Source organism: Streptomyces sp. HUAS TT11, from assembly GCF_051553595.1.
Classification (GTDB): domain Bacteria; phylum Actinomycetota; class Actinomycetes; order Streptomycetales; family Streptomycetaceae; genus Streptomyces.
The window spans coordinates 725698-738953 of the sequence record NZ_CP196184.1; the positions used below are offsets into that span (position 1 = coordinate 725698).

Sequence of the window (13256 nt, forward strand, 5' to 3'; positions counted from 1 at the left end):
GAAGCCCGGCGGCAGGCGCGTCCCCTCCGGGTCGGACGCCCCCTGATCCGGGCCAGGGCTGACTGGGTCCCACCGGATGCAGCGGGGCTCGATCACACCACTGACCTTCGGCGTTCTTGGTGCACCCCACGGGTCATCGGTGGTCGTTCCCGGGGCTCGAAGCGGGAGTCGTCGCCCGCAAATGCGTCGACAGCGGTCACGGGGATCGTGGATGCTACGCACGATGACCAGAATCGATGACATGCCTCCCGCTTGGGACGAGCGCAGCCAGCTCACGACGTTCCTCGACTACGCACGTGACACCGCCCGCGTCAAGTGCGAGGGCGTCTCCGCGGAGAACGCCCGCAAGGCGCTCCTGCCGGGCTCGCCGCTGATGACCTTGAGCGGACTGATCAACCACCTCCGCTGGGTCGAGTACTACTGGTTCCAGGTGGTCTTCCTCGGGGAGGAGGACGAAGGTCCCTGGACCGAGGAGGACCCCGACCGCGAGATGCGGATCGGCGTCGACTTCCCGCTCACACAGTTGCTCGACGAGTACGCAGAACAGAGCGCCCGGTACCGCGAACTGGTCGCCGGGAACAGCCTGGACACCAAGGCCAAGCGTGCCGGCCGCGATGGCGTGCACGTCGACCTGCGCTGGATCCTCCTCCACCTCACCGAGGAGACGGCCCGCCACAACGGCCATATGGACATCCTGCGCGAGATGCTCGACGGCACGACCGGTGACTGAGGTCCACCCGCTCTTGTGACGGTCCGGCGGGCCGCCCGCTGCCTGCCCCGGCACAAGGGTGTGCCGGCAGGCTCCGCCCGAGTGCCGACGTTCGTTGTCCGCCCGTTGTCGCCGCTCGTCACCGGCGGCGACAACGGACGGCCGGCCGGCCCGCCGCTCGAGGCCGTACCGGCAAGGTTCCACGTCCCGCACATCGGTCCGGGCCGTCCACGCGCAAGGCCGGACGGTCTCGCCACGGATCGCGCGGCATGCCGCAACGGCCCATGCCACCAGTACCTGCGGCATCGCGACATCCGTCCCACGTGGGTGAAGGCCGATGTCCGGGGCGCCCCGCTGCACGGGACTCAACACTTTTCCCGCCGGCCTGGCGCTGGAGGCTTCGGGTGCGTCACGCCCACGGGCCTGTTCGGCGCCGGACGAACGTGACGGTCCTCTGGGCAACCGGCCGCGAGGGCCGTTTCACCGGCCCTCGTTCATGCGGGCGTCGCGGGGATCTTCTCGCTGAGCCAATCGGCGAATGTCTGGGTGCCACGGGGGCCGGTGCCGGTGGGAAGCAGGCCGCCGCTGCTCGTCCCGCCGGGGAAGTACACCGGGAGGACCGGACGTCGGCGGGCTCCGCCCGCGGCGATGAGGAGCCGGGCCATGTCGACCAGCGACTCGGTCTGCGGTCCGGCGAGCTCGGGGGCCATTGCCTGCGGTGCCCGAGGGGCGAGGTCGGCGAGGGCTTCGGCGACTTCCCGTACGGCGATGGGTTGGACCGGTCCCGTCGGCATCACCGCGATCGGCCCGGGCACGTTGTTCAGCAGTTGCCCCGCGAACTCGTGGAACTGCGTGGCGCGCAGCACGGTCCAGGGCACCGCCCCGCCCCTGACGATCTCCTCCTGCCGCAGCTTGCCCGCGTAGTAGGCGTTCTTGACCCGATCGATCCCCACGATCGACAGGGTCACCAGGTGCCGCACCCCGGCACGCTCCGCCGCCTCCACAAGGTGCCGCCCCGCCGTGTCGAAGAAGCCCACCGCCGCCGACCTGCGCATGGTGATCACGTTGCTGACATCGATCACCGCTTCCGCTCCGGCCAGCGCCGCATCCAGCCCGGCCCCGCTCAGCAGATCGACACCCGCACCACGCGACAGCACCACGGGCGCATGCCCGCGGGCCCGAAGGGCCTCCACGACGAGCCGTCCGGCCACCCCGGTACCGCCGGCAACTGCGATCTTCACAACCACTCCCGTCTCTCAGCCCTGTCCGGGAACATGACCGCGGGGTCAGGTCATTTGTGACACCCCCTGATATGAACGAAGTCACACGCTCCCGGCTCAAGTGCCGTGTCACCAAGGGCCTGAGGCCGGTGACCGTGCAGGCAGGACACCTGGATCGATCAAGAACTGACTACCGCCAGGACCGTCCGGGGAACGCCGACCGTGTGCCCGGTCGTGAACGTGGGTGAGGGTCCGCCGACTTGCCGGCGGACCCTCACCCGCCGGCTCGTACGCGACGATCGGCCAACGGCTTCATCCGGTGACCTGGGCGATGAACGCGACGAGGTTGGCGACGGTCCGCTCGATCTTCTCCTCCAGCGTGAGCGACTCGTGGAGCCGGGCGCCGATGCCCGCGTCCTTCTTGCCCCGTACATACAGCGAACAGGCGAGGTCGCTGCACAGATAGGCGCCCACGGAGTTGCCCTGCTGCCCCGCCTTGCCCGCCTTCGCGGCGACCATCAGCGACACGCCTCCCGTGTGCGTGGTCATACAGATCGAGCACATGCTGCGGCGCGTCCAGGAGGTGACACCGGGGCTACGCAACGTGATGGCCACCGGTCGGCCGTCCAGCTCGATGGCCAGATAGGCCCGGTCGGGAGCCTGGGGGTCGCGCCAGCCGAGGAAGTCCAGGTCGCCCCAGGGTCGCTCGGTCAGGTCGCGGGGTACGGAGAGCCGCTTCGCCTCACCTTTGGTGCAGTTCACGAAGGCGGCTCGGATCTCTTGCTCGGTCAGCGGTTTCATGAGCAGCAGGCTAATTTGCCTAAAGCTTTTAGGCAAATGCATAATGGCTGTCGCCGGAAGGGAGAAGTGTTATGGTTCGAGTGGGGCTGACCCCGGAGCGTCTGACCCGGGCGGGAGCGGAACTGGCCGACGAGGTCGGCTTCGACCAGGTGACCGTGTCGGCGCTCGCCCGGCGGTTCGACGTCAAGGTCGCGAGTCTGTACTCGCATATGAAGAACTCCCAGGACCTCAAGACCAGGATCGCCCTGTTCGCCCTGGAGGAACTCGCCGACCGAGTCGCCGCCGCGCTGGCCGGACGGGCCGGCAGGGACGCCCTGGCCGCCTTCGCGGACGCCTACCGCGACTACGCCCGGGAGCATCCCGGGCGCTACGCCGCCGCCCGTCTCAGGCTCGATCCCGAGACGGCGGCCGCCAGTGCGGGTGTCAGGCATGCGCAGATGACCCGGGCGATCCTGCGCGGCTACGACCTGACGGAGCCGGACCAGACGCACGCGGTCCGGATGCTGGGCAGCGTCTTCCACGGCTACGTCAGCCTGGAGACGGCCGGAGGCTTCGACCACACGGCCGTCGACCCGCAGGAGTCCTGGGACTGGATGGTGGATTCCCTCGACGCGCTGCTGCGGAACTGGACCGCATCTTGACCGGCGGTCCGCACCACCGAACCCGATCGCCCGCTGCACATCGGCGCAACCGCACCATGCACACCCCTTGATCAACAGGCTGAGGCAATGAACACTCAACACGGCTGGATCACGACACCGGTCACCAAGGACATCCTGCGCGGTTTCCTCGACGTGGAAGCGACGGAACGCGGTCTGCTGCCCCACCGGCTGCCCGCTCGTGCGCGTCGGCAGATCCCCGACGACCAACTGGCCATGGCCGAGGCCCAGCCCTCGGGTGTGCGGCTGGTCTTCCGCACCCGGGCCACCAGCGTCGAACTGGACACCGTGCCCACCAAACGGCTGTACCGAGGTCTCCCGGCCCCGGCGGACGGCGTGTACGACCTACTGGTCGACGGCCGCCTCGCCGCCCAGACCACGGTGACCGGCGGCAACGTCCACCTGATCGACATGGCCACCCAGTCCTTCGAACTGCGTGAGGGCCCTGCCGGCACCGCCAGGTTCACCGACCTCCCGGCACGTGACAAGGACGTCGAGATCTGGCTGCCGCACACAGAGATCACCGAGCTCGTCGCTCTGCGCACCGACGCCCCGGTCGAGCCTGCACCGGCCGGCGGCCGCAGGGTCTGGCTGCACCACGGCAGTTCCATCAGCCACGGCTCCAACGCCACGCACCCCACCGCCGTGTGGCCCGCCCTGGCCGCGGCCCGGGGCGGCGTGGAGCTGATCAACCTGGGGTTCGGCGGAAGTGCACTGCTCGACCCCTTCACCGCCCGCGCAATGCGTGACACCCCGGCGGACCTGATCAGCCTCAAGATCGGCATCAATGTCGTCAACACCGACGCGATGCGCCTGCGCGCCTTCACCCCCGCAGTCCACGGCTTCCTCGACACCATCCGCGAGGGGCATCCGACCACTCCGCTGCTGGTCGTCTCCCCCATCCTGTGCCCGGTCCAGGAGGACACCCCCGGACCCCTCGCGCCCGAATTCGAGGGCGGGACCCTGCGGTTCAAGGCCACGGGCGACCCTGCCGAACGCGCCGCCGGGCGCCTGACGCTCAACGTCATTCGCGACGCACTCGCCCGGATCGTCGAACAGCGGGCGGTCGAGGATCCCCACCTGTACCACCTCGACGGCCGCCGCCTCTACGGCGAGACGGACTACGCCGAACTCCCGCTGCCCGACGAGGTCCACCCCGACCCGGCAGGACACCGACGCATCGCCGAGAACTTTGCGCGGCACGCATTCGGTGAGGGGGGCGCCTTCGCCTCCGAGGCCGGCTGACGCAACGGCCGCCGTACAGCGGTCCGCACCTTCTCGCCCATCGCGGGCAAGGCCCGGAGCGGCACTTCCGGGTGGGCGCCGACCGCATGGGCAGCACGGCGAGGACCCGCGATCGGCGGGCCCTCGCCGCTGTGTCAGGCGGACATGTGCTGCTTGCCGTCGTGTCCGTGCGATGTGTGGTGGCCGCGGTGGTGGGGACGCAGACCGGAGAGGTCGTGGCGTACCACCGAGTTGCGGTCGGCGACGCTCGCGCCGAGGGCGAACTGCGGCCAGTAGCCGAGGATCTCCATGCGGCTGCGCTCGCTCCACCGACGGGCCAGTTCGCTACGGCTCTTGTAGAAGTTGAGCGCGTAGCCGCCCGTGTACAGACGCAGCAGGGAGAACCCGCCCGGGTACTCCTTGGCGGCGGCGACCTCCTGCTGGATGACACGCGGCGCCAGCGGGCTGATCGTGCGCTTGTTGCGGTGCGTGTGGCCCGCGTGGTGCAGGAACAGGCCCGGCATGCGGGCGTAGTCGCCGAGGATCGTGGCCGCCTGCATGGCGTCCAGCGAGTTGCCCGCGGTGATGGGGAACGCCGAGTCCTGGACGACGAGCGGGTGGTGGCCGAAGACGATCGTCGGCCGTTCCTGGTCGCGGTGCAGCTGGTCACGGAACCAGGCCGTCTGATCAGGGGAAAGGGCCCCGGCGTCACCTCCGTTGCCCGGCTTGTCGTACGTGTCGATTCCGATGACCCGCAGCCCGTTCAGGGTCCGGGTGAAGTAGGTGTTCTCGTGCTGCGCGGGGAAGAACCGGTCCGCGAAGCAGTCGTTGCCCTGCCACTGCCCGGCGCGGCAGTGCGCGTACGGATCGCCCAGGTGCGCCCGGTCGTGGTTGCCTCGCGTGACGAAGTAGTCGTCCCGGTAGGCGCCGAACCTGCCCAGCAGCTTGTGGGCCTGGCTGAGGTCGAGGGGCACGGCTTCGGCGGAGATGTCGCCCGCGGCGAGCAGGTAGTCGGCACCGAGTGCTGTCACGTCCCGCACCAGGGACTCCAGCATGACCTCCGGGTACGGCGGCAGGCCCGGTTCCTGCTGGATGCCGATGTACTGCGGCTGGCCGCCGACGAGTCCGGCCTGGGTCTCACCCATGTGGAGGTCGTTGCACAGGGCGATGGAGAACAGGTAGCGACCGGGCGGAGGTTCGGGCGTGGTGAAGCTGTAGGGACCTGTGCCGTCGAGGCCGTGGTCCGAGGTCCCGACGGCGTTGCCCTTGATCAGCGTGAAGGCCGTCGGAGGGACGGGCTTGCCGTGCGAGGTGGCCTGGTAGTAGTAGGTCCGGCCCGGCTCCAGGCCGGTCAACTCGACGTAGTGGTACGGCGTGTGGGAGGACAGGCCGGTCGCGACCCGGTTGAGGCGGCCGGGGTGGGTACCCCAGCGCACCTCCCCGTCGGCGGGCGCCGGCACCATGCGGCCGAGTCCGTCGTCGCTGCCGGTGTAGCCGGTGTACCAGGTGATGACGGCTCGGTCCTCGGTGAGCGTGACCAGCTCGAGGTTGGCGGGTGAGATGTCGTCCCCGCGGGTCGCGGCCGAGGCGACGCCGTCGAACGCGGTCGCGACGAAGGGCGCCGCCGCGGCCACCGCGGACCAGCTCAGAAGATCTCTTCGGGTGAAATCACATCCAGGCATGCTGCTTTGAGTAGTCGCCGCCGTTGAACACGGCATGTACGAGTCGCCACGTCCGTCATTACTTTGCCGACCCGGGGCCCGGCACCGGGGCAGCGGGCTTCTCGACGAGGGATGCCGCAAAGGCGCGTGTCGGGCACACCTCCCCCACTCCCCCGACCCTGCCCACTGAAGTCCGTGAACCACTATGGACGTTCGCCTGGTTCACACCGAGCGGGGGCTTTGAACGTGCCTCCCCGCGGCACGCCGTCCGAGCGATCAGGGCCTCGCCGCTCGGTGTTCGTTCCGTACCTGTTGCCGCGCTGTGTGCAGGGCCAGGGGTGTTGCCGCCGCCCAGGCCTGGGGTGAGCAGGAATGGGGGTAGGGAACGGGGCCGGTGGTGGCGGATCGGCCGTAGCCGGCGATGACCTCGGGCAGGCGGTAGCCGTGGTGGGCCGCTGCCGCGACGAGGCCTTCGGTGACGGTGTCGACCTCGTCGGTGAGCCGGTAGCGGGCGAGGCCCAGCGTGATGACGGCGTTGTCGTGGGGCCAGGCGCTGCCGCGATGGTAGGACAGGGGGTGGTACGGCTTCTGTCCCGCGGCCAGGGTGCGGATGGCCCAGCCGGAGAAGAAGTCCGGTGCCAGCAGGCGGCGGCCGACCCGGCGGGCGTGCTCGGTGTCGAGGATGCCGGACCACAGCAGGTGGCCCGCATCCGAGGCCAGGGCGTCGACTCGGTGTCCGTCGCCGTCCAGGGCGAGAGCCGGGAAGTCGGCTTCCGGCATCCAGAAGTCGGTGGTGAAGCGGCTGCGCAGCCGGACGGCCGTGTCGCGCAGACGGTTGGCGTAGGCCTCGTCCTGCCAGACCTCGTGGGCGAGTTCCGCCGTGCGCTGGAGTGCGTCGTAGGCGTAGCCCTGGGCTTCCGAGACGGCGATGGGACCCTTTGCCTGGGTGCCGTCCGTGAAGCAGATGGCGCCTGCGGAGTCCTTCCAGTTCTGATTGACCAGTCCGCCGGGGTCGGGGGTGTAGACGAGGTAGCCGTGTCGCTCCAGGCCGCCGTCGGTGAGCATCCAGTCCACGGCCCGCCGGGCGTGGTCCTCCAGGCGCACGGCAAGGCTGCTGTCGCCGGTCGTCTCGTGGTGGGCGTGGAGCAGGACGAGGAACAGCGGTGTGGCGTCGACGGCACCGTAGTACCGGCCGTAGGGGATCTGGCGGAAGTGAGCGAGTTCGCCGTGGCGGGTCTCGTGGACGATGCGTCCGGGCTGTTCGCCGCTGAAGGCGTCGTAGCGCTGCCCCTGTGTGGCGGCGAGGGCGCTGAGTGTGGCGGCGGCCGTGTCCGGCCGGTACGGCAGGAGGAAGTAGGAGGTGAGCAGGGAGTCTCGGCCGAACAGGGTGAGGAACCACGGGATGCCGGCGGCGGGTACGTGCACCGGGTCACCGTCCACGCCCGTCACCGGGATGGTCAGCAGGTCGATGTCGGCGAGGCCTCGCTCGCACATGCGACTGAGGCCGTCGGTCGCTGCCGGAGCCTGCCGAGGGGGGTGCGGAACGGCTGGCGGCTCGTACGGCAGTCCGTGTGGCTGGGCACGGACGGTCAGTTGGAGTTCGCTCTCGTCGTGCTCGTCGAGCGGGAGGTGCCAGGTGAGGGTCCGCGCGCTGGACTGTGCGGCGCGCTGCCCGGTGTCGACGGCGTCCGGGGCGGGACGGCAGGTGAGCGTGGTGCGGGAGCGCCAGTCGGCCCGGTGGTAGTCGAAGTGCAGGCCGTCGGGCGTCGTGCGGGTTGTGTACTGGGCGTCGGGCTTGGAGTAGTGGCGGTCATCGGCCCGTAGTTCGAACAGGTCGGCGAAGTCGGCGTCGACGGTGAGATCGATGCGGGCCGTGACGGGGTGGGGAAGGTTGCTGACCAGGCGCAGGCGTTCGGTGAGCGTGCCCGCGGTGAGGGTCTGCCTGCGGAAGACGGTGTAGGCGGGGGGATTGTCCCGTGTGCCCTGCGGGGTGAGGACGCACTCGGCCGTGTCGTCCGTCGTCGCCTCGGCGGGCACCAGGGCGACGGGACTCGCGCCGTCGACGGTGAGCTGCCAGCGGCTGAGATGGCGTGCGTCCTTGAGGAACAGCCCGTCGGGCGTGGTCCCGCGGGTGCCGCTGATGCCCGCTCCGGCGTCGAGGCGGGCGAAGGTGGCGTCACGCACCAGCTGCACGGGGTGGTCACCCGCGGTCATGGCCGGGCTCCTTCGGGTCGGCGCACAGCAGGTCGAGTGCGAGGGCGGCGGTCCAGGAGAAGTGCCGGGCGCCTCGGGCGGCGCCGGTGGTGGGGTCGACGTACTCGGCGAACTCCGACCGCCCGGCTTCGGCGAGAAAGCCCTGCTGGAGCCGTTCGGCGTCGGAGTGCAGGCCGTGGGTGCGCAGTCCGCGGTGGATCAGCCAGGCCGTGTTGAACCAGGCCGGGCCGCGCCAGTAGCGCTGGGCGTCGAAAGCGTGACCGGTCAGGTCGTAGCTGGGGATCAGCCGGGTGGCCGGCGCGCTGAAGTGCGGGCCGTCGAGGGTGTCCTGGAGCCGCCGGACGATGTCGTGCGGCAGGCCGGGCACGACGAGGGGGACGAGTCCGGTGACACTGCGCTCGTCGACCAGCGTGTCGGTGGTCAGGTCGCGGGCACGGAACAGGCCGGCGTCGTCGTCCCACAGGCGGGCCACCACGTGCTCTGTCAGTTCCTGGGCGCGCGCGGTGTGGGAGGCGCCGTCGCTGCCGAGCTCGTGGGCCATCGCGGCGAGGGCGTGCTCGCTGACGATGAGCAGGGCGTTGAAGCAGGGGTCTTCCACGGCGAAGCCGTGCCGCGGCGCGCGGTCGTCGTAGCCGGCCTCGCGGTAGTCGGTCGCCAGCCGGACGTAGCGCGCGTAGTCCAGGTCGGTGGGCCGGTCGGCGGGATGGCCGTGGTCGAGGTCGGCACGGCGGAAGGCCTCGGGCTCGGCGGGTTGCACGCGGTGCAGGGCCCGGTCCCAGCAGGGGCTGTTGTCCATGCCCGGCTCCCACGGGTGGACGACGGCTGCCAGCCCCGCACCGCCGATCTCGCGGCGGGTGAGGAGGTAGTCGTGCCAGGCGGCGAGCCGTGGATAGGCGCGGCTGAGGAACCTGCGACGGCGGGATTCCCGCGGGTCCGCCTGGTGCGTGAGCCAGGCGGCCAGTGCGTGCACGGGAGGCTGGACGATGCCCGAGGTCTCCGGCGTGGCCGGGGCACCGGCGGGTCGGCCGGCGCGCGAGGACTGCCAGAAGTCGGGGCTGGGGAAGTAGGCGTCGTGCGGCAGGGCGGGGTTGAAGACGATGTGCGGGATGCGTCCGTCGGCCCACTGGGCGCCCAGCAGGGATTCGAGTTCCTGCTGGGCCCGGCGCGCGGACAGGTGACGCAGTCCGATGGCGATGAAGGCGGAGTCCCAGCTCCATTGATGGGGGTAGAGGGTGCGGGAGGGAACGGTTGAGGTACCGGTCCAGTTGTCGATGAGGACCCGTGCCGCACCGCGCCGCAGTGTCAGGGCCGCGGACGCGGTGGACACGGGCCGGTCCAGGAGGGAGTTCACGCGCCGGACCTCTGCAGGAAGGCGGGGATGGACCGGACGGCTTCGATGGGGTCGCCGATGAGGCGGCATTCGGCGGCGAGGAATCCGTCGTAGCCGATGGTGTGCAGGGCGGCGAGCCAGGCGGGCCAGTCGAGGTGTCCGGCGCCGGGCTGGAAGCGGTTGGAGTCGGAGACCTGGGCGTGGCCGATGAGGTCGGCGTGCCCGAGGATCGCGGCGGCGGGGTCGCTCTCCTCGATGTTCATGTGGTAGCTGTCGATGCCGATCCTGACGGAGTCGAGTCCGGTGCGGCGTATCAGGTCGGCCGCCTGCTCCAGCCGGTTGACCATGTGGTCCTCGTACCGGTTGAGCGGTTCGAGGAAGAGCGTGACGCCTTCCCTGCGCGCGTGCTCTCCCAGTTCCGTCAGGCCGGCAAGAAGGATCTCGTGGTCCTCCTCCTCGCTGCGCGGCGGCTCGAAGGGCGGCAGACGGCGCGAGAACATGCCGTAGGAGGCGGGCGTTTGGGCGCCCAGCCCGCCGATCTCGGCGATCACGGTGAGCTGGGACTTCAGCTGGGCGATGGCGTCGGCACGCAGGCCGGTGTCGAAGGCGCCGAAGAAGTGCAGCATGTCGACGCAGACGGTGGGCATGACCACCCCGTCCTTCGCCGCCTGCTTCAACTCGTCGAGGCGGGAGGCGAAGTGCAGGTCGCCCTTGCCGCGCAGTTCGATGGCGTCGTAGCCGGCCGCTTGGGCGAAGTCCCACTTGGCCTGCAGGGTGTCTCCGGGCAGGAGTTGCTCCTGAACGGCGGTCTTGAGCATGGTGGGGCCTTTCAGAATTCCAGGACGACCTGCAGCGCCTCGGCGGGGCGCTCGTCGAGCAGCACGTAGGCGTCGGCCGCGTCGGCGGCCGGGACGACATGGCTGACCAGGGAGCCGACGTCGACCTGCCCCTCGGCGACAAGCCGGAGGAAGGTCTGCTGAAGGCGCTCGACGCTCCAGCGGTGGGACAACTGCGGCGGTACGCCGCCGATCTGGGAGCAGATGAGCTGAACGCGGTTGTGGTGGAACTCGTCCCCCAGCCGCAGTCCGATGCCGTCGCCCTGGTAGAAGCCGGAGGCGACCACCCGGCCGCCGACGGCGACCGAGCGCAGGGCGTCGTGCAGGGCCGGGTAGGCGCCGCTGATCTCGATGGCGAGGTCGGCCCCGAGTCCGGCGGTGGCCTCGCGGATGCGTTCGGCGACCGCGTCGGTACGGGCGTTGAGCGTGTGATGTGCGCCGTACCGCTTGGCGGTCTCCAGTCGGCCGTCCAGTGCGTCGACGGCTGTCACACGGGCCCCGTTGAGCTGCGCGAGCCGCGTGGCGAGCAGGCCTATGACGCCCTGCCCGAACACCGCCACGTCCTCGCCGAGGTGGATGTCGCCGGCCAGGACGGCGTTGTAGGCGATGGCGCCGACCCGGGCGAAGGCACCCGCCAGGGGCTCGAGCCCGGCCGGGAGGGTGTGGCCGGTCATGCGCTCGGCGGGGACGATGCCCTCGCTGCGGTGTCCCCAGATACCCCACACCAGGTCGCCGGGGCGCGGCAGCCCCGGGGTGTCGGCCAGGTCGGGGGCGATCTCGACGACCTCGCCGACCTCGGAGTAGCCCCAGCCGGCCACCGGGTACTCGATGCCGGCTGCGCCCTCCCGGAAGAGCCGGGCTTCGGGGTCCCAGGTGCGCGTCAGGTAGGGGTTGGTCCCCCGGTAGGCGGTGAGCTCGGTACCGGCGGAGATGCCCGAGTAGCGGGTGCGGACTCTGAGGTGGCCCGGCGGCAGCTCGGCTCGGGCGTGCTCGGCGACCTCCACCTGGCGAGGGCCGGTGAATTGAACGACGCGTTCCACGGATGGCTCCGGAAGTGGTGCGGTGGTGAGTTGCGTCGACAATATCTCCAACTTATGTCTTGTCAACACGCAAAACTGATGCTGAGATGCGTGCCCAGTAGACGTAAGCCGGAACAAGGACACGCAATGCGCACCATGACCCTGCGGTCGAGGATGACCGCGGTCGGCGTCACAGCAGCCCTGGGACTTGGGCTGCTCACGGGCTGTTCCAGCAGCACCGGGCCCGGCAAACCGGACCGAGAGATAACGGTCTGGTCACAGGAGAACCTCCCTGATCGCATCGCGGCGACGCAGAAGGCGATCGACGGGTTCGAGAAGAAGACGGGGATCAAGGTCCATCTCGTCGGGGTCGACGAGGGCCAGATGCCCCAACTGATCATGTCGGCCGCGGCCGCCGGCAAGCTGCCCGACGTCATCGGCGCGGCCCCGATGGGCCAGGTCTGGCAGATGTACACCAACGGCCTGCTCAACACGGACATCCCGAAGAAGATCATCGGCGAGTTGGGGCGCGGCACCTTCAACGCCAACGCGCTCGACCTCACCTCCGACAAGGACACCAGCCTCGGTGTGCCTTCCGACGCGTGGCTCCAGCTGCTGGTCTATCGCAAGGACCAGTTCGACCAGAAGCAGCTGGCGGCGCCCGACACCTACGAACGCGCCCTGACCGCCGCCAAGGCACTCACCACCAGGGGCAACGACGGCATGTCGGCGGCCACCGACCCGGGTGACGCGTTCACCTCGCAGAGCTTCGAGAGCGTCGCCCTCGCAAACGACTGCCGGCTTGTCGACGACCGCCACGAGGTCGCCCTCGAATCACCGCAGTGCCAGACCGCCTTCCACACCTACGACCAGCTCGCCCGTACCTACGGCGCCCCGGGGACCCAGACCGTGGACTCCACCCGCGCGACCTACTTCGCCGGCCGGTCCTCCATGATCATCTGGTCGTCGTTCCTGCTGGACGAGCTCGCGGGCCTGCGCAAGGACGCCCTGCCCAGCTGTCCCCAGTGCCAGCAGGACCCGCAGTACCTGTCCCAAAACAGCGGCATCGTCACCGCGCTGAAGGGCCCCGACGCCGCGCAGGCGGCCCAGTTCGGCGAGATCACCTCATGGGTGACCACCAAGACGGCCGAGACCGCCGCCTCCCGCCAGTTCATCGAGTACATGATGGGCCCGGGCTACGAGACCTGGTTCGGCATGGCTCCCGAGGGCAAGATCCCCGTCCGCCACGGCACGGCCGCCCAGCCCGATCTCTACCTCGACGCCTGGCGGCACAGCGACATCGGCGTCGACACCCGAAAGCCCTTCGACCAGGTGTTTCCCGAGGAACTGCTCAACCAACTCGCCGACGGCGTCAGCAACATGCGGCGCTGGGGCATCACCCAGGGCGAAGGGGCCCTCGTCGGCGCCACCAACGGCGAACTCCCCGTGCCGAAGGCCATCGGCGCGATGACCGGCGGACAGATCTCCCCCTCCGAGGCCGCACACGAGGCCGACGACGAGGTCGCCGCCCTCAAGAAGTCCCTGCAGTAGCCGCCCGCATGCACGCCCGCAAAGGTCCTTCC

At 70.1% G+C, this 13256-nt stretch carries 11 protein-coding genes; 4 read left to right on the top strand and 7 right to left on the bottom strand.

Going from position 1 to position 13256, the window contains the following annotated elements; translation table 11 throughout:
- Nucleotides 1-223: 223 nt before the first annotated feature.
- Entirely contained in the window at nt 224-730 is a 507-nt protein-coding gene (locus ACSHXN_RS03575) for a DinB family protein (RefSeq protein ID WP_438302623.1), read from the top strand.
- A 473-nt stretch (nt 731-1203) separates the two neighbouring features.
- On the opposite strand, the gene ACSHXN_RS03580 is transcribed toward ACSHXN_RS03575, so the two are convergent.
- Together ACSHXN_RS03580 and ACSHXN_RS03585 are read right to left on the bottom strand one after the other, a co-directional pair.
- Entirely contained in the window at nt 1204-1950 is a 747-nt protein-coding gene (locus ACSHXN_RS03580; RefSeq protein WP_355136339.1) for an SDR family oxidoreductase, read from the bottom strand.
- A 291-nt stretch (nt 1951-2241) separates the two neighbouring features.
- Nucleotides 2242-2730, bottom strand: coding sequence for an FBP domain-containing protein (locus tag ACSHXN_RS03585; RefSeq protein ID WP_438302624.1), 489 nt, complete (start codon nt 2728-2730; stop codon nt 2242-2244).
- 71 nt (nt 2731-2801) lie between these two features.
- Between ACSHXN_RS03585 and ACSHXN_RS03590 the strand changes: the two genes are divergently transcribed.
- Nucleotides 2802-3371 (top strand): TetR/AcrR family transcriptional regulator, encoded by a 570-nt coding sequence (locus ACSHXN_RS03590; RefSeq protein WP_355136335.1) that lies wholly within the window; start codon nt 2802-2804, stop codon nt 3369-3371.
- A gap of 87 nt (nt 3372-3458) precedes the next feature.
- Nucleotides 3459-4634 (top strand): GDSL-type esterase/lipase family protein, encoded by a 1176-nt coding sequence (locus tag ACSHXN_RS03595; protein ID WP_438302625.1) that lies wholly within the window; start codon nt 3459-3461, stop codon nt 4632-4634.
- Between the two features lie 134 nt (nt 4635-4768).
- On the opposite strand, the gene ACSHXN_RS03600 is transcribed toward ACSHXN_RS03595, so the two are convergent.
- The 5 genes from ACSHXN_RS03600 to ACSHXN_RS03620 all read right to left on the bottom strand — a co-directional run bounded on the left by ACSHXN_RS03600 (nt 4769) and on the right by ACSHXN_RS03620 (nt 11694).
- Nucleotides 4769-6295: a metallophosphoesterase gene (locus ACSHXN_RS03600; protein ID WP_438302626.1), complete on the bottom strand. Its 1527-nt coding sequence runs from the start codon at nt 6293-6295 to the stop codon at nt 4769-4771.
- Nucleotides 6296-6550: 255 nt separating this feature from the next.
- A complete protein-coding gene (locus ACSHXN_RS03605) occupies nt 6551-8488 on the bottom strand; it encodes an amylo-alpha-1,6-glucosidase (protein ID WP_438302627.1) in 1938 nt (645 codons plus the stop codon).
- Nucleotides 8475-9839, bottom strand: a complete 1365-nt coding sequence (locus ACSHXN_RS03610; RefSeq protein ID WP_438302628.1) for an MGH1-like glycoside hydrolase domain-containing protein — start codon at nt 9837-9839, stop codon at nt 8475-8477. Before ACSHXN_RS03610 ends, ACSHXN_RS03605 begins: the two co-directional genes overlap by 14 nt.
- On the bottom strand, nt 9836-10636 hold the full coding sequence (locus ACSHXN_RS03615; protein WP_438302629.1) for a sugar phosphate isomerase/epimerase family protein: 801 nt from the start codon (nt 10634-10636) through the stop codon (nt 9836-9838). The genes ACSHXN_RS03610 and ACSHXN_RS03615 overlap by 4 nt, the downstream gene beginning before the upstream one ends.
- A gap of 11 nt (nt 10637-10647) precedes the next feature.
- Entirely contained in the window at nt 10648-11694 is a 1047-nt protein-coding gene (locus ACSHXN_RS03620) for a zinc-dependent alcohol dehydrogenase (RefSeq protein WP_355136323.1), read from the bottom strand.
- 126 nt (nt 11695-11820) lie between these two features.
- On the opposite strand from ACSHXN_RS03620, the gene ACSHXN_RS03625 reads away from it, so the two are divergent.
- On the top strand, nt 11821-13224 hold the full coding sequence (locus ACSHXN_RS03625; RefSeq protein WP_355136321.1) for an ABC transporter substrate-binding protein: 1404 nt from the start codon (nt 11821-11823) through the stop codon (nt 13222-13224).
- Nucleotides 13225-13256 lie beyond the last annotated feature (32 nt).